22 protein-coding genes, 1 tRNA gene and 4 pseudogenes are annotated in these 22183 nt (G+C 70.8%); 7 read left to right on the top strand and 20 right to left on the bottom strand.

From position 1 onward, the window contains the following. Positions 1-113 precede the first annotated feature (113 nt). Together ABD198_RS07260 and ABD198_RS07265 are read right to left on the bottom strand one after the other, a co-directional pair. Positions 114-220, bottom strand: a tRNA-Ser gene (locus tag ABD198_RS07260). Positions 221-288: 68 nt separating this feature from the next. Further along, positions 289-1716: a hypothetical protein gene (locus ABD198_RS07265; RefSeq protein ID WP_343998626.1), complete on the bottom strand. Its 1428-nt coding sequence runs from the start codon at positions 1714-1716 to the stop codon at positions 289-291. A 229-nt stretch (positions 1717-1945) separates the two neighbouring features. Here ABD198_RS07265 and ABD198_RS07270 point away from each other — a divergent pair, with 229 nt between their 5' ends. Beyond that, positions 1946-3745 (top strand): endonuclease/exonuclease/phosphatase family protein, encoded by a 1800-nt coding sequence (locus tag ABD198_RS07270; protein WP_343998628.1) that lies wholly within the window; start codon positions 1946-1948, stop codon positions 3743-3745. A 294-nt stretch (positions 3746-4039) separates the two neighbouring features. On the opposite strand, the gene ABD198_RS07275 is transcribed toward ABD198_RS07270, so the two are convergent. Next, a complete protein-coding gene (locus ABD198_RS07275) occupies positions 4040-4375 on the bottom strand; it encodes a DUF3618 domain-containing protein (protein WP_343998629.1) in 336 nt (111 codons plus the stop codon). After that, entirely contained in the window at positions 4372-4788 is a 417-nt protein-coding gene (locus ABD198_RS07280) for a phage holin family protein (protein ID WP_343998631.1), read from the bottom strand. The genes ABD198_RS07275 and ABD198_RS07280 overlap by 4 nt, the downstream gene beginning before the upstream one ends. A 231-nt stretch (positions 4789-5019) precedes the next feature. Between ABD198_RS07280 and dapA the strand changes: the two are divergent. Beyond that, positions 5020-5875: pseudogene (gene dapA / locus ABD198_RS07285) on the top strand (4-hydroxy-tetrahydrodipicolinate synthase). A gap of 96 nt (positions 5876-5971) precedes the next feature. Here the strand turns inward: dapA and ABD198_RS07290 are convergent. Both ABD198_RS07290 and dapD read right to left on the bottom strand, forming a co-directional pair. Further along, a complete protein-coding gene (locus tag ABD198_RS07290; protein ID WP_343998634.1) occupies positions 5972-6196 on the bottom strand; it encodes a hypothetical protein in 225 nt (74 codons plus the stop codon). 412 nt (positions 6197-6608) lie between these two features. Further along, on the bottom strand, positions 6609-7598 hold the full coding sequence (dapD, locus tag ABD198_RS07300; RefSeq protein WP_167991416.1) for a 2,3,4,5-tetrahydropyridine-2,6-dicarboxylate N-succinyltransferase: 990 nt from the start codon (positions 7596-7598) through the stop codon (positions 6609-6611). 265 nt (positions 7599-7863) lie between these two features. Between dapD and ABD198_RS07305 the strand changes: the two are divergent. Further along, a pseudogene (locus ABD198_RS07305) lies at positions 7864-8433 on the top strand (peroxiredoxin); the annotation flags it as partial. Here the strand turns inward: ABD198_RS07305 and ABD198_RS07310 are convergent. The 10 genes from ABD198_RS07310 to ABD198_RS07355 form a co-directional block, all read right to left on the bottom strand. After that, the gene (locus tag ABD198_RS07310; protein WP_343998637.1) at positions 8405-8971 is read right to left on the bottom strand and encodes a TetR/AcrR family transcriptional regulator; all 567 of its coding nucleotides are present in this window, start codon (positions 8969-8971) and stop codon (positions 8405-8407) included. The pseudogene ABD198_RS07305 and the gene ABD198_RS07310 sit on opposite strands and share 29 nt — an antisense overlap. Beyond that, positions 8971-9291, bottom strand: a complete 321-nt coding sequence (locus ABD198_RS07315; protein WP_343998639.1) for a DMT family transporter — start codon at positions 9289-9291, stop codon at positions 8971-8973. The genes ABD198_RS07310 and ABD198_RS07315 overlap by 1 nt, the downstream gene beginning before the upstream one ends. A 139-nt stretch (positions 9292-9430) precedes the next feature. Beyond that, the gene (locus ABD198_RS07320) at positions 9431-9763 is read right to left on the bottom strand and encodes a metal-sulfur cluster assembly factor (protein WP_167991421.1); all 333 of its coding nucleotides are present in this window, start codon (positions 9761-9763) and stop codon (positions 9431-9433) included. Further along, positions 9760-10224 carry a Fe-S cluster assembly sulfur transfer protein SufU gene (sufU, locus tag ABD198_RS07325; protein WP_167991422.1) on the bottom strand — a complete coding sequence of 155 codons (465 nt, stop codon included), beginning with the start codon at positions 10222-10224 and terminating at the stop codon, positions 9760-9762. Before sufU ends, ABD198_RS07320 begins: the two co-directional genes overlap by 4 nt. Before the next feature lie 11 nt (positions 10225-10235). Continuing rightward, positions 10236-11492, bottom strand: a complete 1257-nt coding sequence (locus ABD198_RS07330; protein WP_343998643.1) for a cysteine desulfurase — start codon at positions 11490-11492, stop codon at positions 10236-10238. Beyond that, positions 11489-12253, bottom strand: coding sequence for a Fe-S cluster assembly ATPase SufC (gene sufC / locus ABD198_RS07335; RefSeq protein WP_343998645.1), 765 nt, complete (start codon positions 12251-12253; stop codon positions 11489-11491). The genes ABD198_RS07330 and sufC overlap by 4 nt, the downstream gene beginning before the upstream one ends. 7 nt (positions 12254-12260) lie before the next feature. Next, entirely contained in the window at positions 12261-12578 is a 318-nt protein-coding gene (locus ABD198_RS07340; protein WP_167991427.1) for a non-heme iron oxygenase ferredoxin subunit, read from the bottom strand. Next, positions 12575-13795 (bottom strand): Fe-S cluster assembly protein SufD, encoded by a 1221-nt coding sequence (gene sufD / locus ABD198_RS07345; RefSeq protein ID WP_343998646.1) that lies wholly within the window; start codon positions 13793-13795, stop codon positions 12575-12577. Before sufD ends, ABD198_RS07340 begins: the two co-directional genes overlap by 4 nt. An 87-nt stretch (positions 13796-13882) precedes the next feature. Continuing rightward, on the bottom strand, positions 13883-15304 hold the full coding sequence (gene sufB, locus ABD198_RS07350) for a Fe-S cluster assembly protein SufB (RefSeq protein WP_343998648.1): 1422 nt from the start codon (positions 15302-15304) through the stop codon (positions 13883-13885). Next, positions 15301-16032 carry a helix-turn-helix transcriptional regulator gene (locus tag ABD198_RS07355; RefSeq protein ID WP_343998650.1) on the bottom strand — a complete coding sequence of 244 codons (732 nt, stop codon included), beginning with the start codon at positions 16030-16032 and terminating at the stop codon, positions 15301-15303. Before ABD198_RS07355 ends, sufB begins: the two co-directional genes overlap by 4 nt. Before the next feature lie 151 nt (positions 16033-16183). Here ABD198_RS07355 and ABD198_RS07360 point away from each other — a divergent pair. Then, a pseudogene (locus ABD198_RS07360) lies at positions 16184-16278 on the top strand (AAC(3) family N-acetyltransferase); the annotation flags it as partial. Positions 16279-16344: 66 nt separating this feature from the next. Here ABD198_RS07360 and ABD198_RS30685 read toward each other — a convergent pair. Further along, positions 16345-16500: pseudogene (locus ABD198_RS30685) on the bottom strand (hypothetical protein); the annotation flags it as partial. Here ABD198_RS30685 and ABD198_RS07365 point away from each other — a divergent pair. The 3 genes from ABD198_RS07365 to ABD198_RS07375 are packed head-to-tail and all read left to right on the top strand — an operon-like array spanning position 16424 to position 19123. Beyond that, positions 16424-17284, top strand: a complete 861-nt coding sequence (locus tag ABD198_RS07365) for an ABC transporter ATP-binding protein (protein WP_425580430.1) — start codon at positions 16424-16426, stop codon at positions 17282-17284. The pseudogene ABD198_RS30685 and the gene ABD198_RS07365 overlap by 77 nt on opposite strands. A gap of 56 nt (positions 17285-17340) precedes the next feature. Then, positions 17341-18057, top strand: coding sequence for an ABC transporter permease (locus ABD198_RS07370; protein WP_343998729.1), 717 nt, complete (start codon positions 17341-17343; stop codon positions 18055-18057). Positions 18058-18112: 55 nt separating this feature from the next. Further along, positions 18113-19123, top strand: a complete 1011-nt coding sequence (locus ABD198_RS07375) for a COX15/CtaA family protein (RefSeq protein ID WP_343998655.1) — start codon at positions 18113-18115, stop codon at positions 19121-19123. 102 nt (positions 19124-19225) lie between these two features. Here the strand turns inward: ABD198_RS07375 and ABD198_RS07380 are convergent, their stop codons facing one another. The 3 genes from ABD198_RS07380 to ABD198_RS07390 all read right to left on the bottom strand — a co-directional run bounded on the left by ABD198_RS07380 (position 19226) and on the right by ABD198_RS07390 (position 21856). Then, positions 19226-20332 (bottom strand): amidohydrolase family protein, encoded by a 1107-nt coding sequence (locus ABD198_RS07380; protein ID WP_343998657.1) that lies wholly within the window; start codon positions 20330-20332, stop codon positions 19226-19228. Positions 20333-20488: 156 nt separating this feature from the next. Continuing rightward, a complete protein-coding gene (locus ABD198_RS07385; protein WP_343998659.1) occupies positions 20489-20809 on the bottom strand; it encodes a hypothetical protein in 321 nt (106 codons plus the stop codon). Between the two features lie 93 nt (positions 20810-20902). After that, a complete protein-coding gene (locus ABD198_RS07390; protein ID WP_343998661.1) occupies positions 20903-21856 on the bottom strand; it encodes a heme o synthase in 954 nt (317 codons plus the stop codon). Between the last annotated feature and the right edge of the window lie 327 nt (positions 21857-22183).

The following is a 22183-nucleotide window of genomic DNA, read 5'->3' on the forward strand; positions in this document are numbered from 1 at the left end:
AAAGGAAGGAGCCGCAGCCATCGCACCGGGAGGTGCGTGACGTTCAGGTGTCCAGAGATCGAGTTCGGCGGAACCGACGTGGTGCTCTGCCTCTGAGCTACACCGGCACCGCGTGCCGATGGCGGGACTCGAACCCGCGACCTCTCCATTTCGAGTGGAAGTAGGTCCTGCCTTCGCACCTGGACGCGTATCACTCTAGAAGTGGACTCCCGCCACCGGCGACCGAATTAATTCCCCGTCGCTTCCGCCAGTTCCACAGCCCAGCGGCAAACGATGCCGGACCCGGGATCAACCGCCCCGCTGCGACCGCGCCTTGAACGCGGCCTTGCGGGCCTCCTTCGCCACCTTCTTGTCCGGGTGCAGCCGCCCCATCGCCTCCAGCACGTCCGCCGTGGCCGGGTGGTCCACCCGCCAGGCCGTGGCGAAGAAGCCGCTGTGCTGCCGGGCCAGCCCCTCCACCAGAGCCTGCAGCTCCTCGGAGTTGCCCTCGGCGGCGAGCTGGGCGGCCAGGGTGTCGATGGTCAGCCAGAAGATCATCGCCTCGGTGGGCGGGGGCACGTCGCTCGCGCCCTGCTCGGTCAGCCAGACCCGGGCGAGGCCGCCGAGCTCGGCGTCGTCCAGCACCTCCCGCAGCGCGGGCTCCGCGGAGCCGCCGACCAGCGACAGCGCCTGCTGGCAGCGCAGCCGCCTGAGCGGCGCGCCCTCGTCCGAGCCGCGGGCGGCGGCCAGCAACTCCCGTGCCGCGGCGAGCGGTTGACGGCGGGCCAGCCACTGCTGGGTCTCCGCGTGGGCGGCCGCCGGCGGGAACGCGGCGGTGCCGTCGAGCAGCACGTCCGCGCCCTTGTCGGCGAGGTCCCCGACGGCCGGGGCGTCGAAGCCGGCCTCCTGCAGCCGGGCGCGCAGCCCGTACAGGCCGAGCGGGGTCAGCCGCACCATGCCGTAGCGGGAGACGTCGGTGTCGTCGACGGGCTCGTCCTCGGCCTCGCCGAGCAGCGACTCGTCGACGGGCTGGTACTGCACGAGTCCCACGGGCTCCAGCAGCCGGAACTGCTCGTCCAGCCGCATCATCGCGTCGGAGACCTGCTCCAGCACGTCGTTGGTGGGTTCCGTCATGTCGTCCGGCACGATCACGGACGCGGCCAGCGCGGGCAGCGGCACCGGCGCGGGCGACGACTCCGGGTCGCCGACGGTCATCAGGTACAGGTTGCCGAGGATCCCGTCGAGGAACTCCGCCTCAGCCTCGGGATCCCAGTCGAGCGAGTCCAGGTCGAGGGTCCCGGACCCGTCGCTGCCGGCGATGGCGTCGACCAGTCCGCCCAGGTCGGGGGTGCCGGCGTCGGCGATCACCGCCTCCAGGGCGGAGCGCCAGACGCCCAGCACGTCCTGCGGGGATCCTCCGGTGAGCAGCGCCAGGTCGTCGCCCGCCCGGACGGTGCCCTCCTCCTCGTCGACGACCTCGACCAGCCCGGCGTCCACGGCGATCCGCCATGCCTCACTGGCCTCGGCGCCGGCGTCCTCACCGCTGAGCCCCAGCGCCTCGGCGGCCGCGGGCAGTTGCTCGTCGACCAGCCCGCCTCCGGCGTCGACGCGGGCCTGGGGCCCGGCCCAGCGGGCGAGCCGTGCGGCGCGGGAGAGCAGCGGCGTGGAGAGCGCATCGCGCGCCAGCTCCGCTTCGGGGTGCAGTAGCACCGGCGGCAAGGTGGAGCTGTCTGACATCGGCTGGTTCTCCTAGGGCGCCTGCTGTGACTCAGTCGCCAGCCTAGACGGATTTCCACCCATGCCGCCCACTTCATCTCCTCATCGGTGACGGCGCATGGCCGAAACCTTGACAAGTGCCCTGGCCTGGCTGGACATTGACGCGCGTAGAAATCGACGGACCGCCCGATTTCTCCACGCGTCACCACCCTCGTCCCGGCGCTCCACACATCCCCCGGAGGGATCCCCGTTGCCGAGCAAGTCGTCCTCCCGTCTCGCCGCGCTCACCGTCGCAGCGGTGTGCACCGCGGCGCCCCTCGCCCTGCCGGCCCCGGCGCACGCCGACTCCGTGCGCATCCATGACCTGCAGGGCGGCACCCGCATATCCCCCTACGTGGGCCAGCAGGTCACCGACGTGACCGGAATCGTCACCGGTGTCCGCACCTACGGCTCCTCCCGCGGCTTCTGGATCCAGGACCCGGACCCGGACGCCGACCCGGCCACCAGCGAGGGCATCTTCGTCTTCACCAGCTCCACCCCCAAGGGTGTCGCCGTCGGCGACGCCGTGACGGTCTCCGGCACGGTCACCGAGTACGTGCCGGGCGGCACCGCCTCCGGGAACCAGTCCGTCACCGAGATCACCCGGCCCGCCTTCACGGTCACCTCCTCCGGCAACCCGCTCCCGGCGCCCACGGTGATCGACGCCCGCAGCGTCCCCTCCGCCTACACCGCCAACGGCTCGCTCAACACCCTCCCCCTCCGCCCCGGCACCTACGCCCTGGACTACTACGAGTCCCTGGAGGGCATGAACGTCCAGGTCCGCGACACCCGCGTGGTCGGCGCGACCGACCCGTACACCGAGCTGTGGGTCACGGTGAAGCCCTGGGAGCACCGCAACCGCCGGGGCGGCACGGTCTACGGCTCCTACGACTCGCAGAACACCGGCCGCGTGCAGATCCAGTCCCTGGGCCGCGCCGCCGACTTCCCGGACGCGAACGTCGGCGACCGCCTGACCGGCCCCACCACCGGCCCCCTGGACTTCAACCAGTACGGCGGCTACACCCTGGTCGCACGCGAGCTGGGCACCCTTGAGTCCCGCGACCTCCAGCGCGAGACCACCCGCAAGCAGTCCAAGCACGAACTGGCCGTCGCCACCTACAACGTCGAGAACCTCGACCCGGGCGACGAAACCTTCGCCGCCCACGCCGACGCGATCGTGAACAACCTGCGCTCGCCCGACATCGTGTCCCTGGAGGAGATCCAGGACAACAACGGCTCCACCGACGACGGCACCGTGGCGGCCGACCAGACCCTCGCCAAGCTCATCGACGCCATCGAGGCGGCCGGCGGCCCCCGTTACGAGTGGCGCGCGATCGACCCCGCCGACAAGGCCGACGGCGGCGAGCCCGGCGGCAACATCCGCCAGGCCTTCCTCTTCAACCCCGAGCGCGTCTCCTTCGTGGACCGCCCCGGCGGCGACGCCACCACGCCCGTCGGCGTCACCAAGGTCCGCGGCAAGGCCGCCCTCACCCACTCCCCCGGCCGCGTCGACCCCACCTCCGAGGCCTTCACCAACAGCCGCAAGCCCCTCGCCGGCGAGTTCACCTTCCGGGGCCGCACGGTCATCGTGATCGCCAACCACTTCTCCTCGAAGGGCGGCGACCAGAGCCTCACCAGCCACAACCAGCCGCCGACCCGCTCCTCGGAGACCCAGCGCCATCTCCAGGCGAAGGCGGTCCACGACTTCACCGCGAAGATCCTCAAGACCCAGAAGAACGCGAACGTCATCGCCCTGGGCGACATCAACGACTTTGAATTCTCCGGGACGACCAGGATCCTCGAAGGAACGAACACGCTCTGGTCGGCGATCAAGTCCCTGCCCAGGAGCGAGCGTTACTCCTACGTCTACCAGGGCAACAGCCAGGTCCTCGACCAGATCCTGATCAGCCCGTCCATCCGCCGCTTCTCCTACGACAGCGTGCACATCAACGCCGAGTTCCACGACCAGATCAGCGACCACGACCCGCAGATCCTGCGCTTCCGCCCGTAGCAGGGCGCACCCGCCCACGGCGGGCAGGGGACGGGCGGTGGTGTCCGCCCGCAGCGGCTGGCGCGTCAACCGGAGCAGTCCGCAAGAAACCGATTCCGCGCCAGACCGAGGACGGACACCACCGCCCCGGCCCCGACTCACCCACCCCCGCAGGCGCTACGCGCACCCCCACCGGGCCCGCGGTTGCGCCGCAGGCATCTTCACGCGCACTCCCACCGGGCCGCAGCTGTACCGCAGCACGGCTTGATGCGCACCCCCACCGGACTGCACCGGCCCAAATCCCCGAAGGGCACCTCACCGATGCCGCGCATAGCACCGATGCGCATGCGACTGCTGGTGCCCCCCATGCCGCCGCATCACAACCCCCGCCGCCACAACCGCCCCCGCCGCAACCCCGGCGATCAGCACCGGCTTGGACGCCTGCGACGCACTGCTCCGCAGCTGCACCCCCATCGCCCCCGCCTTGTCCCGCCAGTCCTCAGCCCGGGCCTTGGCCCGCCCCTTGACGTCCAGCTTCCCGGCCAGCTCCTCCACCGTGTCACCGAGGTCGTGCCGCGTCTGCTCGATCTCCCGCCGCAGCTCGTCCGGCCCCTTGGCCCCCGGCCCGGCCCCAGCGTCCCGAGTCGTCATCGGTGTGCCCTTCCCTTGATCTCCTCGACATCGGCCTTCACGCTGTCCATCGCCCGCTGCGGCTTCGGCGGCGTGGCCCGCCGCAACTGCCCGCGTCCGGCCATGGCCAGCACGCCCGCGATCACGAACAGCAGCGCGGTGACGATCAGCGCCGCCGCCCACACCGGCACGACCAGCGACAGCGCCGCCGCCCCCGTACCGGCCGCCGCGAGCAGCCCCGCGTAAGCGAACGCACCCGCCGCTCCCAGCATCCCGCCACCCATACCGGCACGGCGGCCCTTGTCGGCCAGTTCCGCCTTGGCGAGGGCGACTTCCTGCCGTACCAGCTTCGAGAGCTGCTCGGCAGCCTGCGTCACGAGCTCACCCACGTTGTGCTCGTCGCGCACCGCCCGTTGGTCGATGGTCCCGGTCACGGTGGCCTCCTCTCGGTCGGGAGCACCCCGAGTACCCCCACCGGCCCACCACTACTCCCGGCTACGCCCGCCCCACCCGCAGGCACCACCCAGGGACCACACCCAACCCATCAAAAAGATTCACTTATCAATATCCTCAACGAAACGTAAGTAGACCTTCACAATGCCGCCGCCCGACACTACCCCCATGACCGCGATCCCACCTCGCCCGCACCCCGCGTCCTCTGCGCCATGGTCACCCCTTTCACCCCACCGGAGCCCTCGACCTCCCCGGCGCCCAGCGCCTGGCCGACCACCTCATCACCCGGGGCTGCGACGGCCTCGTCCTCTCCGGTACGACGGGCGAATCCTCCACCACCACGGACGAGGAGAAGGCCGCCCTGATCACGGCGGTCCGCGAGGCGATCGGCACCCGGGGCGTCGTCGTCGCCGGCGTCGGCACCTCCGACACCCGCCACACCATCGAACTGGCCCGCTCCGCCGAGAAGGCCGGCGCCGACGCCCTCCTGGTCGTCGCCCCGTACTACAGCAGGCCCCCGCAGGACGCGATCGAGGCCCACTTCCTAGACATCGCGGACGCCACCGACCTGCCCCTCACCCTCTACGACATCCCGGCCCGTACCGGCACCCGCATCGAGCCCGACACCCTGCTCCGCCTCGCCGAACACCCCCGGATCACAGCGGTCAAGGACTGCTCCTACGACTTCCTCGCGACCCAGAAGGTCCTCGCCCGCACCGACCTCGCCTACTACGCCGGCTGCGACGAACACAACCTGGCCCTCTACGCCGTCGGCGCCACCGGCTGCATCAGCACGCTCGCCAACGTCGTCCCGGCCCACGTGCGCGCCGTCCTCGACGCCTTCGACGCCGGCGACACCACCCGAGCGGCCCGCCTCCAGCAGCAGGCCACCCCGCTCATCGAAGCCATGCTGGCCAAGGGCCTACCCGGCACCGTCACCGCCAAGGCCCTCCTCACCGAACTCTCCCTCCCCGCGGGCCCCGTCCGCCCCCACTCCGCCCGGCCACCCCCGCTACAACCACCGACCTGCTCACCACCTACACCCAGACCCTCACCCCACCCCTCTGAACCCACGGGCGCCGGCCCCCACCCCCCCATGACAAAGGCCCGGGCGGAAGGCATCCACACCTCCCGACCCGGACCTCACTGAGTCCCCTCGACGGCTCAGTCCCAGACGAACCCGTCCCCGATCAGCAGCACATGCTCCAGCACGTCCTCCATCGGGTCATCGACCTGCCCGGTGTTGACCAGCCCGATCCGAGGCCCGTTGTGCGCCTGCCGGTTGGTCTCGTCGGCGTGCGCCGCACCGGCCGGCAGCCAGCACACCAGCACCGTCATGACCGCACCGGCCACCCAGCGCGCCCCACCCCTCGCCCACTCGTACCTCATACCAGGACCCTCGATTCATCGGTTCGACGTCTGATCGGACTCGGCGTCCACCTGTTCATCGCACCGCCCCACCCCGAGGTCACGCGGGACTACCCGTACGTGGATCAACGCTCACGACCGACGAACCACGAACTCACGCAAGTCGCTTGTGCATGACGATGCAGGGGCGCCCCTGCGCCCGGTCGACACGACGGTCGATCTCCTGCCAGCCCAGTGACGTCCAGAAGGCCAGGGCTGGCCAAGGCCGCCACCTCCGACCCGTCCCGGAGGAGGTCGGCTATCTGCTCCTGCTCCATGTCGACACTCCGGGATGAGACTGATGGCCGGCGCTCATACACGAGCGCCCTCCCGGGCCGTCCGCGGACCTGGAAGGGCGCTCGAAGCTCCCGTCGGGAAAACCCGGCGGTGAACGTCAGTTGTGGCTGTGCAGGACCTCGTTCAGGCCGCCCCAGACCGCGTTGTTCGGACGGGCCTCCACCGTGCCGGTGACCGAGTTGCGGCGGAAGAGGATGTTGGAGGCGCCGGAGAGTTCGCGGGCCTTGACGATCTGGCCGTCGGGCAGGGTGACCCGGGTGCCGGCGGTGACGTAGAGGCCCGCCTCGACGACGCACTCGTCGCCCAGGGCGATACCGACGCCCGCCTCGGCACCGACCAGGCAGCGCTCGCCGATGGAGATGATGACGTTGCCGCCGCCGGACAGCGTGCCCATGGTGGAGGCGCCGCCGCCGATGTCGGAGCCGTCGCCCACGACGACACCGGCCGAGATGCGGCCCTCGACCATCGACGTGCCGAGCGTGCCCGCGTTGAAGTTGACGAAGCCCTCGTGCATCACGGTGGTGCCCTCGCCGAGGTGCGCGCCGAGGCGGACACGGTCGGCGTCGGCGATGCGCACGCCCTTGGGGACCACGTAGTCCGTCATGCGCGGGAACTTGTCGATCGAGGTCACCTGGAGGTGCAGGCCCTCGGCGCGGGCGTTCAGGCGCACCTTCTCGATGTCGTCCACCGGGACCGGGCCCAGCGAGGTCCACGCGACGTTGGCGAGGTGGGCGAAGATGCCGTCCAGGTTCTGGCCGTGCGGCTTGACCAGGCGGTGGGACAGCAGGTGCAGGCGCAGGTAGACGTCGTGCGCGTCGACCGGCTTCTCGTCGAGCGAGGAGATGACCGTGCGGACCGCCACGACCTCGACGCCACGCCGGGCGTCCGGGCCGATCGCCGCCGTGGCACCGCCGCCGAGCAGTTCCGCGGCACGCTCGGCGGAGAGCCGCTCGGTGCCGGAGGGGCCGGGCTCGGCGACCAGCTCGGGCGCGGGGAACCAGGTGTCGAGAACGGTGCCGTCGGCGGCGATGGTGGCGAGGCCGGCGGCCACTGCGCCGGTGGTGCTCTGAGCAGTCGTGTCGGTCATGAGGGCAACCTAACGTGACCCCGCCCGCAGGGGCGAACCCGTACGCCTATGTCTCACGTGCCGGGCGGTTCGTCTCGACGGCCGGATGCAGCCTTCGGGGACCTGGCGTCGGCACAGCCCTCTCCCCCGCGCCCCGCTTCCACCGCCCGGCCCACAGCACCGCACCCCCGGCCGCCGCGCCCAGCCCCGCGCACACCGGCCACAGCAGCCAGAGGCGGACGTCCGCGCCGGCACTTCCCCGCCTTCCGCCGACCGTGTCCGTGGCACCACCGCCACGGCCGCGGAGGCGTCGGCGGAGGCGCGCCGGGTGCACAACCTGCTCGGCACCCGCGTTCCCGAGCTGCACCTGACGGACGACGAGGGCGCGTTGCGCGACCCGGTCGGCGCGGACACGCCCTACACGGTCCTGTACTGCTTCCCCGGCGCCTACGCCCGCCCCGAGGCGTACCCGCCCGGCTGGTCGGAGATCCCCGGCGCGCGCGGCTGCACCCTGGAGTCCTGCACCTTCCGCGACCGCCGCGCCGAGTTCGCCGGCGCCGGTGCCACCGTGCACGGGGTGTCCACGCAACGGCCCGACGAGCAGCGGGCGTTCGCCGCGAAGGAGGGGCTGGGCTTCCCGCTGCTGTCCGACGCCGGGCTTGCGTTGATCACCGCGCTGCGGCTGCCGACGTTCCGTGCGGGCGGCGTGACCCGGATCAAGCGGCTGACGCTGGTGGTGGACCGCGAGCGGGTGGTGCGGCATGTGCAGTACCCGGTCACGGACATCGCGGGGAGCGTCGCGACGGCGCTGGAGGAGGTGCGGCGGCTCAGCTCGCCCGCTCGGCGGGCGGAATGAGGCGCCGGAGCATCTCGCGGGCCCAGGACTCGTCGTAGGGGGTGTCCGTGAGCAGGACCTGGAGGCAGATGCCGTCCATCAGGGCGACCAGGGCGCGGGCGGTCACCGGGTCGGTACGGTGGGAGAGGAGGTCGGTGACGCCCTGGCACCACTCGGCGGCGACCGGGCGCAGGGCGGGGCGGCGCAGGGCGGCCAGGTACAGCTCGTATTCGAGTTCCACCCCGGTCCGTTCGCCCGCGAGCCATTCGCCCATCACGGCGGCGAGTCCGGCCGCCAGGTCGGTGCGCGGGTCGCGCAGACCGGCGTGTGCGGCGACCACCTTGGCGAAGCCCTCGTTGGCCTGGCGGAGTGCGGCGACCAGCAGTTCGTCGAGGGTGGCGAAGTGGTACGTGGTGGAGCCCAGCGGGACGTCGGCCTCGGCGGCGACGCTGCGGTGGCTCAGGCCCGCGATGCCCTTCTTCCCGACGACCCGGATCGCCGCGTCGATGATCCGCTGGCGTCGCTCGGGGTCGTAGCGCCGTGCGCGGGGTGCGGCCATCAGTGCGCGCCTCCGAGATTGAGCACCACCACGCCGACGATGATCAGTGCGATGCCGAGGGCCTTGGCGGCGGTGAGTCCCTCGCCCAGGAACACGATGCCGATGGTGGCGATGGCGGCGGTGCCGACGCCCGCCCAGATCGCGTAGGCCGTGCCGACGGCGACCGTCCGCAGGGTCTGGGCGAGCAGGGCGAAGGAGATGACATACCCGAGGAGGGTCAGCAGTGAGGGACCGAGCCTGCTGAAACCGTCGCTGTACTTCAAGGCGGTGGTCGCACCGACCTCGGCGGCGATGGCTCCGGCCAGGAGCAGATATCCCATGTGTACAAGCGTACATAACGGCGCCCGGGAAGGCGGCGGAAACGGCTCAGCAACGCAGGAGCGGCGGTACCCGTCCCCGGGGTACCGCCGCTCCTGAAGAGAACTGACCTGAAGAGAACTGAAAAGAAGCCGAGGCGGCTCAGACGTTGAAGCCGAGCGCCCGCAGCTGCTCGCGGCCGTCGTCGGTGATCTTGTCGGGGCCCCACGGCGGCATCCAGACCCAGTTGATGCGCAGCTCCTTGACCAGGCCCTCCGTGGCGGACTTCGCCTGGTCCTCGATGACATCGGTCAGCGGACAGGCCGCCGAGGTCAGGGTCATGTCGACGGTCGCCACATTGGAGTCGTCGATGTGGATGCCGTAGATGAGGCCGAGGTTGACGACGTCGATGCCCAGCTCGGGGTCGACGACGTCCATCAGGGCCTCACGGAGTTCCTCCTCCGAGGCCGGCTTCATCTCCACGGTCTCGCTCATGCCGTAGTCCTTTCGGCGTCGGCGCCCAGCGCCTGGGCCGTCGCGTCCTTCCACGCCATCCAGCTCAGGAGGGCGCACTTGACCCGGGCGGGGTACTTGGAGACACCGGCGAACGCCACGGCGTCCTCCAGGATGTCCTCCATCGCGTCGTCGGGCTCGATCTTTCCCTTGGACTGCATCAGCTCCAGGAAGGTCTCCTGGATGCGCTGTGCCTCGGCCAGGTCCTTGCCGACCAGGAGCTCGTTCAGCACGGAGGCCGAAGCCTGGCTGATGGAGCAGCCCTGGCCCTCGTACGAGACGTCGCTGATCGTGGTGCCGTCGTACTTCACCCGCAGCGTGATCTCGTCGCCGCACGTCGGGTTGACGTGGTGCACCTCGGCGTCGCCATCCCGAAGACCCCGGCCGTGCGGGTTCTTGTAGTGGTCCAGGATGACGTCCTGGTACATGGAGTCCAGCTTCACGCCTCAGCCCCTCATCCGAAGAAGTTCCGTACGTGCTCCAGGCCGTCGACCAGGGCATCGACCTCGGCCGGCGAGGAGTACAGATAGAACGACGCTCGCGTGGTCGCAGGAATTCCGTAGCGGAGGCAGACCGGGCGGGCGCAGTGGTGGCCGACGCGGACCGCGATGCCCTGCTCGTCGAGGACCTGGCCCACGTCGTGCGGGTGGATGTCGCCGAGGGTGAAGGAGATCGCGGCGCCCCGGTCCTCGGCCGTGGCGGGGCCGATGATGCGCAGGCCGGGAACCTCCGCGAGGCGCTTCACCGCGTACTCGGTGAGGGCCTGCTCATGGGCGAGGATCTTGTCCATGCCGATCGACGTCAGGTAGTCGATCGCGGCGCCGAGACCGACCGCCTGGGCGATCGGGGGCGTGCCCGCCTCGAACTTGTGCGGGGCGGGGGCGTAGGTCGAGGACTGCATGGAGACGGTCTCGATCATCTCGCCGCCGCCGAGGAACGGCGGCAGGTCCTCCAGCAGCTCCTGGCGGCCCCAGAGCACGCCGATGCCGGTCGGGCCGCACATCTTGTGGCCGGTGAAGGCCACGAAGTCGGCCTGCAGCGCCTGCACGTCCAGCGGCATGTGCGGGGCGGCCTGGGAGGCGTCGATGCAGACCAGCGCGCCGACCTCCTGGGCGCGGCGCACGATCGCCTCGACCGGGTTGACCGTGCCCAGGATGTTGGAGACCAGCACGAAGGAGACGATCTTCGTCTTCTCGGTGATGATCTCGTCGATGTCGGTCAGGTCGAGGCGGCCGTCGTCGGTGAGGCCGAACCACTTCAGCTTCGCGCCGGTGCGCTGCGCCAGCAGCTGCCACGGCACGATGTTGGAGTGGTGCTCCATCTCCGTGATGACGATCTCGGTCTCGGAGTCCACCCGGTAGGGTTCGTCGGCCCAGCCGAGCATGTTGGCCACGAGGTTGAGCGACTCGGAGGCGTTCTTGGTGAAGATCACCTCGTCGCGGCTGGGCGCGTTGATGAACGCGGCCACCTTGTCGCGCGCGCCCTCGTACAGCGCCGTGGCCTCCTCGGCGAGGACGTGCACGCCACGATGGACGTTGGCGTTGTGCTGCTCGTAGTACTCGGAGAGCACGTCGAGCACCTGGCGCGGCGTCTGCGAGGTCGCCGCGTTGTCCAGGTACACGAGCTTCTTGCCGTCGTGGACCTGGCGGTCCAGCACGGGGAAGTCCTTACGGATCGCCTCGGTGTCGAGGAGGCCCGGCAGCTGTGTCACGCGGATGCGCCACCCTTCGTGTATGCCTCGTAGCCCTCGGCCTCCAGCTTGTCGGCGAGCTCCGGGCCACCGGACTCGGCGATGCGGCCGTCGGCGAACACGTGGACGTGGTCAGGCTTGATGTAGCGCAGGATGCGCGTGTAGTGCGTGATCAGCAGGGTGCCGACCTCGCCGGTCTCGCGGACGCGGTTGACGCCCTCGGAGACGACCCTCAGCGCGTCGACGTCGAGGCCGGAGTCGGTCTCGTCGAGGATCGCGATCTTCGGCTTGAGCAGCTCGAGCTGGAGGATCTCGTGCCGCTTCTTCTCACCGCCGGAGAAGCCCTCGTTGACGTTGCGCTCGGCGAAGGAGGGGTCCATGTTGAGGCGCTCCATGGTCTCCTTGACCTCCTTCACCCAGGTGCGCAGCTTGGGGGCCTCGCCGCGGATGGCGGTGGCGGAGGTGCGCAGGAAGTTGGAGACGGAGACGCCGGGGACCTCGACCGGGTACTGCATGGCGAGGAACAGGCCGGCGCGGGCCCGCTCGTCGACGGACATCTCCAGGACGTCCTCGCCGTCGAGGGTGACGGTGCCCTGGGTGATCGTGTACTTGGGGTGACCCGCGAGGGAGTAGGCGAGGGTCGACTTGCCCGAGCCGTTGGGGCCCATGATGGCGTGCGTCTCGCCCTGCTTCACGGTGAGGTCGACGCCCTTGAGGATCTCCTTCGTGGCGTTGTCGGCCTCGACGGTGACGTGCAGGTCTCGGATTTCAAGCGTTGCCATGGGTGCCTCAGGACTCCTGGGTGAGGGAGACGAGCACGTCGTCCCCTTCGATCTTTACGGGGTATACGGGGACGGGGCGCGTCGCCGGAAGGGCGTCGGGCTTGCCGGAACGGAGGTCGAATCGCGAGCCGTGCAGCCAGCACTCGATGTGGCAGTCGTCCACCTCGCCCTCCGAGAGGGAGACGTTCGCGTGCGAGCAGATGTCGTAGATCGCGAACACCTCGCCCTCGGTGCGCACGAGGGAGACCGGCGTGCCGTCGAGTTCCACCCGCTTCGGGGTGTCCTCCTCCAGCTCGCTCAGTCCGCAGACTCGTTGGAAGGTCATGCGACCGACGCCTCCAGCTCCTCCTCGATCTTGGCGATCAGGCGCTCCTCGATGTCGGGGACGCCGATCTGCTGCACGAGCTCCGCGAAGAAGCCGCGGACCACCAGACGGCGCGCCTCGTGCTCGGGGATGCCGCGGGCCATCAGGTAGAAGAGCTGTTCGTCGTCGAAGCGGCCGGTGGCGCTGGCGTGCCCGGCGCCGACGATCTCGCCGGTCTCGATCTCCAGGTTGGGGACCGAGTCGACGCGCGCGCCGTCGGTGAGGACGAGGTTGCGGTTCATCTCGTAGGTGTCGGTGCCCTCGGCCTTGGCCTCGATGAGCACGTCACCGATCCACACCGCGTGCGCGCCGTCGCCCTGGAGCGCGCCCTTGTAGGCGACGTTCGACCGGCAGTGCGGGGTGTTGTGGTCGACCAGCAGGCGGTGCTCCTGGTGCTGGCCGGCGTCGGTGAAGTACAGGCCGAACAGCTCGGCCTCGCCGCCGGTGCCCGCGTAGCGCACCCGCGGGTGGAGGCGGACCAGGTCGCCGCCGAAGGTGACGACCACGGACTTGAAGCTGGCGTCGCGGCCGACCAGGGCGTTGTGCTGGGCGGCGTGCACGGCCTTCTCGTCCCAGTCCTGGACGGAGACGACGGTCAGCTTGGCGCCGTCGCCGAGCAGGAAGTCGACGTTGGCGGCGAGCACCGCGTCACCGGTGTGGTCGATGACGACCACGGCCTCGGCGAAGGCGCCCAGCTCGATGACCTGGTGGCCGTAGGCGACGCCGCCCTCGCCGTGCACCGCGATGCGGATCGGCTCGGTGAGCACGGTCTCCTTGGGCACGGTCACGACCGAGGCCTGCTCGAAGGAGCAGTACGCCTGGGCGGCGACGCGGTCCACGGGGGTGCCGGCCCTGCCGATCCGGGGGTCGTCGCGGCCGACGGTCTCGACGGCGACGCCCTCGGGGGCGTCCACGGCGACCTTGACGCCCTCGCCGGTGGCGGTGGCGGTGCCGTCGTGCAGCCCGCGCAGGCGCTCCAGCGGGGTGAACCGCCACTCCTCCTCCCGGCCGTGCGGCACGGGGAAGTCGGCCACGTCGAAGGACGGGGTCGCGCTCATGCGCGTGGCGACGGTCGACTCCGCGGCGACCGCGATCTGGCCCGCGGTGGTGGAGCCCACCGGTGGGGGTCCCCCCGCCGTAGCGGAGCCGGAGGTGGGGGCGTTCTGAGCCTCAGCCATGGCTGTCGTAGTGCTCGCTTTCCGTTGCGTTGCGATCCTCGGCCCGCCCCGGGAGGCGGGCCGCCTGCTGCTCGGATGACTGACGGGTCAGCCGACCGCGCCTTCCATCTGCAGCTCGATCAGCCGGTTGAGCTCCAGGGCGTACTCCATGGGCAGCTCCTTGGCGATCGGCTCGACGAAGCCGCGCACGATCATCGCCATGGCCTCGTCCTCGCTCAGGCCGCGGCTCATCAGGTAGAAGAGCTGGTCCTCGGAGACCTTGGAGACGGTCGCCTCGTGGCCCATGGACACGTCGTCCTCGCGGACGTCCACGTAGGGGTAGGTGTCCGAGCGGGAGATGGTGTCCACGAGCAGCGCGTCGCACAGCACGTTGGACTTGGAGCCCGGGGCTCCCTCGCTGATCTCGATCAGACCGCGGTACGAGGTACGGCCACCGCCGCGCGCCACCGACTTGGAGACGATGTTGGAGGAGGTGTTGGGCGCCATGTGGACCATCTTGGCGCCGGCGTCCTGGTGCTGGCCCTCGCCGGCGAAGGCGATGGACAGCGTCTCGCCCTTGGCGTGCTCGCCCATCAGGTAGACGGCCGGGTACTTCATGGTCACCTTGGAGCCGATGTTGCCGTCGACCCACTCCATGGTCGCGCCCTCGTAGGCGACGGCGCGCTTGGTGACCAGGTTGTAGACGTTGTTCGACCAGTTCTGGATGGTCGTGTACCGGCAGCGGGCGTTCTTCTTGACGATGATCTCGACGACCGCGGAGTGCAGCGAGTCCGACTTGTAGATCGGCGCGGTGCAGCCCTCGACGTAGTGCACATAGGCACCCTCGTCGACGATGATCAGGGTCCGCTCGAACTGGCCCATGTTCTCGGTGTTGATCCGGAAGTAGGCCTGGAGCGGGATCTCCACGTGCACGCCCGGGGGCACGTAGATGAAGGAGCCGCCGGACCACACGGCCGTGTTGAGCGCGGCGAACTTGTTGTCACCGGCCGGGATGACCGTGCCGAAGTACTCCTTGAAGAGCTCCGGGTGCTCCTTCAGCGCGGTGTCCGTGTCCAGGAAGATGACGCCCTGCTCCTCCAGGTCCTCGCGGATCTGGTGGTAGACGACCTCCGACTCGTACTGGGCGGCGACGCCGGCCACCAGGCGCTTCTTCTCGGCCTCGGGGATGCCCAGCTTGTCGTAGGTGTTCTTGATGTCCTCGGGCAGGTCCTCCCAGGACTCCGCCTGCTTCTCCGTGGAGCGCACGAAGTACTTGATGTTGTCGAAGTCGATGCCCGACAGGTCCGAGCCCCAGTTCGGCATCGGCTTCTTCTCGAACAGCCGCAGGCCCTTGAGACGGAGCTTGGTCATCCACTCCGGCTCGTCCTTCTTCGCGGAGATGTCCCGGACGACCTCCTCGTCCAGGCCGCGGCGTGCCGACGCACCGGCGACGTCCCGGTCGGCCCAGCCGTATTCGTACGTGCCCAGGCCCTCCAGCTCAGGGTGGGCAGTCTCCGTGGGGAGAGTCATGCGGGGTTCCTCCCGGCCGTGCTTGCAGATGCGTTCTCAGGGGCGTGTGAAATCTTGGAAGCTTTCGGGACGAACGTCGTGCAGACGCCGTCGCCGTGGGCGATGGTCGCCAGTCGCTGTACGTGCGTACCGAGAAGCTCGGCGAAAAATTCCGTCTCGGCCTCGCAGAGTTGCGGGAACTGCTCGGCCACATGGGCGACCGGGCAGTGGTGCTGGCACAGCTGCTCGCCGACCGGTGCGCTGCGCGCGGTGGCAGCGTACCCGTCCGCGCTGAGCGCCTTGGCCAGGGCTTCGGTGCGCTGCTCGGGCGGCACGGACTCCACCGCCTTGCGGTAGGCGTCCGCCTGGGCGGCGATCCGGGCGCGGGCGAAGGCGGAGATCGCCTCGCTGCCGCCCTCCTTCTCGCCGATCCAGCGCAGGGCGTCGACGGCCAGCTTGTCGTACGACTGGTCGAAGGCGTCCCGGCCGCAGTCGGTGAGGGCGAAGACCTTCGCAGGGCGCCCGCGCGAGCGGGTGCCGTACACGCGCCTCTCGCGCGCCTCCACGACATTGTCGGCGGCCAGCGCGTCCAGGTGCCGGCGGACGGCTGCCTGGGTCAGCCCGAGGCGCCCGGCCAGCTCGGCGACGGTCGACGGCCCGTGGTCCAGGATGGAACGCGCGACCCGGTTGCGGGTGGACCGCTCTCCGGTCGCCAGTTCCTCGTGGGGAGCCTCGCCGACGTTTTTCACAACGCCATTGTTGCGTAATTCCCCGGAGCCCGGCAAGCGCCGCCCGGAGCACCCAGTGGTGCGCTGCATCACTTAGGCATGCCTAATCCGAACTGCGGAAACGATCTTTGATCGATCATGCGCGTCTCCCGGCAGGGGGTCCGGGACGCCATCGGGGTACGACGGCTGCACCTGCTTCCACCTCGCCGAGTACCGCATCCCCTCCCCGTGGTGAGCCTGGGCCGCCCCGGGCCCGCAGGCTGGGAGACCGAAAAGCCACCGGCCCCGGGCGAGGAGTTCCGAACCCCCCGGTCCTGAGCGGGCTCGCGGATCCCTAGACTCCTGAGTCATGCGAAACGAGCCCGTGGTCCAGGTCCAGGCCCTGGTGAAGCGGTACGGCCCCAAGACCGCGGTGGACGGCCTCGACCTGGTGGCCGGAGAGGGTGTGACCGCCGTGCTCGGCCCCAACGGGGCCGGCAAGACGACCACGGTCGAGACCTGCGAGGGGTACCGGCGGCCGGACTCCGGCACGGTGCGCGTCCTGGGCCTCGACCCGGTCCGGCAGTCCGCCGAGCTGCGCCCGCGCATCGGCGTGATGCTCCAGTCCGGCGGCGTCTACTCCGGCGCCCGGGCCGACGAGATGCTGCGGCACGTCGCCCGGCTGCACGCGCATCCGCTGGACGTGGACGCGCTGATCGAGCGGCTCGGGCTCGGCTCGTGCGGACGGACCAGCTACCGGCGGCTCTCCGGCGGGCAGCAGCAGCGGCTCGCGCTGGCGATGGCCGTGGTGGGCCGCCCGGAACTGGTGTTCCTGGACGAGCCGACCGCCGGTCTGGACCCGCAGGCCCGCCGCGCCACCTGGGATCTCGTGCGGGACCTGCGCGCCGACGGCGTCTCCGTGATCCTCACCACCCACTACATGGACGAGGCCGAGCAGCTCGCCGACGACGTCGCCATCATCGACGGCGGACGGGTCATAGCCCAGGGCTCCCCGGAGGAGCTGTGCAAGGGCGGAGCGGAGAACACCCTGCGCTTCACCGGCCGCCCCGGACTCGACGTCGCCTCGCTGCTCAAGGCCCTCCCCCCGGACTCCTCGGCCGCCGAGCTGACCCCTGGCTCCTACCGGGTCGTCGGCAAGGTCGACCCGCAGCTGCTGGCCACGGTGACGTCCTGGTGCGCCCAGCACGGGGTGATGCCGGACAGCATCTCGGTGGAGCGGCACACTCTCGAGGACGTCTTTCTGGAGCTCACCGGCAAGGAGCTGCGTTCGTGACCACGACCACCCCCGGCACCTACGCGCCGAAGCCGGGCGCGGCACCCCTGGGCCGCATGATCGCGGCGCAGGCGGCACTCGAGACGAAGATGCTGCTGCGCAACGGCGAGCAGCTGCTGCTGACCGTGGTCATCCCCACCCTGCTGCTGGTGCTGTTCAGCACCGTCGACATCGTGGACACCGGCGAGGGCGAGGCGGTCGACTTCCTCGCCCCCGGTGTGCTGGCGCTCGCCGTGATGTCGACCGCGTTCACCGGCCAGGCCATCGCCACCGGCTTCGAGCGGCGGTACGGCGTGCTGAAGCGGCTCGCCTCCTCGCCGCTGCCGCGCTGGGGGCTGATGACCGCCAAGACGGCGTCCGTGCTGGTCACCGAGGTGCTGCAGATCGTGCTGCTGACGGTGATCGCACTGATGCTGGGCTGGTCGCCCGAGGGCAGTCCGCTCGCGGTGCTGATGCTGCTGGTGCTGGGCACCGCCGCCTTCTCCGGGCTCGGGCTGCTGATGGCGGGCACGCTGAAGGCGGAGGCGACGCTGGCCGCCGCCAACCTGGTCTTTCTGCTGCTGCTGGTCGGCGGCGGGGTCGTGGTGCCGCTGGACAAGTTCCCGGACGCCGCGGCGGACGTCCTCGGCCTGCTGCCGATCTCGGCGCTGTCGGAGGGCCTGCGGGACGTGCTCCAGCACGGGGCCGGGGTGCCCTGGGCGGACCTCGGCATCCTCGCCGCCTGGGCGGTCGCCGGACTCGCCGCGGCCGGGAAGTTCTTCCGCTGGGAGTAGGGGGCGAGTGCCGGTGACCGCCCCTCGTGAAAGCGTGCACAAGCCGCGCCCTACGATGGGACGCGTGCCAAACGTGACCCGCGCCGACGCCCTCGCGGCCCTGCGCAACCCGCTCGCCTTCATCGCCGCCCGCTGGACCCCGCAGCCCCGGACCGTCCGGCGGGCCGCTCTCGCCGCGCTCGTCATGTCGGTGGTCATCGTGGTCACCGGCGGCGCCGTGCGGCTGACCGGCTCCGGCCTGGGCTGCCCGACCTGGCCCAAGTGCACCGAGGACTCGATCCACAACACGGCCGAGATGGGCATCCACGGCTACATCGAGTTCGGCAACCGGCTGCTGACCTATGTGCTGTGCGCCGCCGTCGGCTGGGCGATCGTCGCCGCGCGGGCCGGGAAGCCGCGCCGGCGGAGCCTGACCCGGCTGGGCTGGGCGCAGTTCTGGATCGTGATGGGCAACGCGGTGCTCGGCGGCATCGTGGTGCTGGTCGGTCTGAACCCGTACACGGTCGCGGCGCACTTCCTGCTCTCCTCGGCGCTGATCGCGGTGGCGACCGTGATGTGGCAGCGCACCCGGGAGGGCGACGAGCCGCCCCGGCCGCTGGTGGGCAAGGCCGTGCAGCAGCTGGTGTGGTGCATGGTCGCCGCCTCCGGGGTGCTGATCGCGGTCGGCACGGTGGTCACGGGCGCCGGCCCGCACGCGGGTGATTCCAGCGAGGTCGAGCGGATGCCGCTGGACTGGGAGACGGTCAGCAAGCTGCACGCCGTGCTGGCGTGGATCGTGGTGACACTGACCTTCGCGCTGTGGTTCGTGCTGAAGGCGGTGGACGCGCCGAAGGGGCCGTCGGCCAGGACGCGGGAGCTGTTCGTGATCCTGCTCGCGCAGGGCGCCATCGGCTATGTGCAGTACTTCACCGAGCTGCCCGAGGTGCTGGTGGGTGCGCACATGTTCGGCTCGTGCGTCATGTGGATCTGGGTGCTGCGGGTGCTGCTGTCGCTGCGGGAGCGGCCCGCGGCGAGGGCCGAGGCGCCCGGCGCCCCGAGCGCCCAGGCGTCGCTCACCAACGCCTGAGCCCCAGCCCCTGAGCCCGGTCGTCGACAGCGCCCGGGCCCGGTCGTCGACAGCGCCCGAGCCCCCTCATGATCAGCACCTGAGCCCCTCACACAGGGGCGGTCACGCCAGCCCGTACACCCGTCGCGCGTTGTGCTCCGCCAGCATCTGGGCCACCCGCTGCGCGTCGGACAGGGACCAGGCGCCCTCCGCGACCCAGCCGCCCAGGACGCGGCCGAGCGCCTCGCGGAACAGCCGGGCGCCCACCACATGCAGCTCGGGCAGCCCCTGCGCGCCGGTCGAGAAAAGGATCTTGCCGAAGGGGGCCAGCTCCAGGCTCTCCGCCAGAACGCTCGCCGCGCGGGCGCCGGTGCGCACCAGGGCGGCGCCGGTGTCGGCGTAGACGTGCGGGAAGACGCCGGCCAGGTGGGCGGCGTGCCGGTGGTACGGGTAGCCGTGCAGCAGCACCAGGTCGGTGCCGAGGCCCGCGGTGGCCCGTACGAAGTCGGTGAGCAGTGCGGGGTCGGCGCGGTCGGTCCGGGCCCCGGGGGCGCCGAGTCCGGCGTGCAGTTGCAGGGGCAGCCCGGTGGCGACGGCGATCCACAGCAGGTGCCGCAGCAGCACCGGGTCGGTCAGCTCGTCGCCGGCGCGGCGTGCGCCCAGCCAGCGTCCGGCCGCGCCGCGCACCTCCCCCGGCCCCGGCGGCTCGGGGGCGAGCGCCAGTCCGTGCCGGACACCGGCGACGGAGGTGAAGGCGACGGCGTGCGCGGCGGCGCCGTGCACCGACTCGGCGAGGTTGGCGAGGAAGGACTCGACGGTGCCGGAGGTGTCGGCGACCTGCTCCGCGAGCTGCTCAAGACGGACGATCTCGTGCGCCTCGGCGTCACCGGCGGCGGCCAGTTCGGCCGGGTCGGTGAGGTCGCCGGGCGGTGAGGTGTCGACGAGGTAGGTGGTGATGCCGCTGCCCCGCAGCAGGCGGCGGCCGGCCTCCAGGACGCCCAGCTCGCGGCGCCGGGCCAGGTAGAGGGCGGGCGGGCAGTGCGGCTCCAGGCCCAGCAGGGGCGGGCACCAGCGGCGCACGGCGAAGCCGGTCTGGGTGTCGAAGAGGGTGGTGCCGGGAGCGGGCGGCCCCTCGGTGCGGCTCAGCTGGGCCTCGAAGGTGCCCAGGCCCAGCTCCGTCTTCAGGACGCCGTGACAGTACTGGTCCACCAAGGACGGCGTTTCGATCATCCCGGCTCCCGGCACGGCGCTGCGGTTGCCGTGTTCAACGAGCGAGGCCGGGTGTGAGTAGCGCGGGAGTTGCGGCGGATGCGCGCCGGGCGCGGTGCGCGCGCACGGCTCGGCCGGTCGCGCGCGCCCGCGCCCGCCGCCGGGGACTTCTGCCGGTCAGCCGCCGATCTGCAGGCCGGCCATGCGCTTCCACTCGTAGCGGCCGGTCTCCACCCGGGCGGCGAACTCGCCGTCGAAGGACTCGTGGACGGTGATGCCGGCCTTCTGCGCCGCCTTCTCGGCGACGTCGTGGGACGGGGCCACCAGGTCGCCCCAGCGGCCGTCCTCGCCGACCAGGACGAGGCGGGCGCCGCGTTCGCCGATGTAGGCGATCTGGCCCTCGGCACCGCCGTGGGCCTTGGCGAAGGTGCTGATCTGCTTGGCGAGCCGGGTCGCCTTCTGCTCGGCCCTGCGGTCCGCCTGCTGCGTGTCTGCCATGGTCAGGATGCTACCGATCAGTAGATCAATAGGCGACGGGCGAGGTCCGTGGCCTTGGCCACTCGCCTCGCCCGGGTGCCTCGCGGCGGTGGGTCAGCGCAGGAAGGGGTCCACCGCCACCGCCACGAAGAGCAGCGAGACGTAGGTGATCGACCAGTGGAACAGGCGCATCTCCTTGAGCTTCGCGCCGGTCACCTCGGCCTTCGCCCGGTTGAGCAGCGCGTGGGCCTCCCACAGCCACCAGCCGCCCGCGGCCAGCGCCACCGCCGTGTAGAACCAGCCGGTGTAGCCGAGCGGCGTCAGCAGCAGGGAGACGGCGACCATGACCCAGCTGTAGAGCACGATCTGCTTGGCGACCGCCTTGTTGGTGGCGATGACCGGCAGCATCGGCACGCCGACCCGGGCGTAGTCGTCCTTCACTTTCATGGACAGCGGCCAGTAGTGCGGCGGCGTCCAGAAGAACATCACCAGGAAGAGGATGACCGGCGCCCAGGACAGGGAGTTGGTGACCGAGGACCAGCCGATCAGCACCGGCATGCAGCCGGCGATGCCGCCCCAGACGATGTTCTGCGCGGTGCGCCGCTTGAGGATCATCGTGTAGACGACGACGTAGAACAGCAGTGCGCCGAGGGCGAGCCAGGCGGACAGCCAGTTGACGGTCAGTCCGAACAGCAGGGTGGAGACGACCGCCAGGGTGATGCCGAAGACCAGGCACTCGCGCGGGCTGACCATGCCGGTGACGAGCGGGCGCTGGGAGGTGCGGTCCATCAGCGCGTCGATGTCACGGTCGATGTACATGTTCAGCGCGTTGGCGCCGCCCGCGGACAGATAGCCGCCGATGCAGGTCAGCAGCACCAGGTCCAGGTCGGGCACGCCCTGCTGCGCCAGGAACATCACCGGGACGGTGGTGATGAGCAGCAGCTCGATGATCCGCGGCTTGGTCAGTGCCACGAAGCCCATGACACGGGCCCCGAACGGCCGCCGTGCAGGGCTCTGGCTCGTCCCCAGCAGTCCCGCTGGACGGGATTCAACGGCCGTCACGCACACCCCTACAGAGACATCCCAGCGAGCCCTGCCGTGTGAACAGGCGGTAAAGGCTCGCGCGTACCACGCCACTCTAGACGTTGCCCGGACCCCGGCATTCGCGGGGGTCCGGTCGTGTTGGCGGACACCCTCCGAGGTGCTTGTTCGAGCTCGATTGAGCGCGCGGGTGAGCGCGCTCGTATTCATCTGCCGAATGCAGGTCCGACCAAGTCAGGAGGCGGATCGCCGGGACGCCCGGCAGTCTGGAATGACCGGAAGAACGCGTGTCCTACGGGGGTAGGCTCGACACCGCCGGTGGGCCGTCATCGGCATACGTACATGTGGAGAGGA

The organism is Streptomyces thermocarboxydovorans (assembly GCF_039524635.1).
GTDB classification, from domain to species: Bacteria; Actinomycetota; Actinomycetes; order Streptomycetales; family Streptomycetaceae; genus Streptomyces; species Streptomyces thermocarboxydovorans.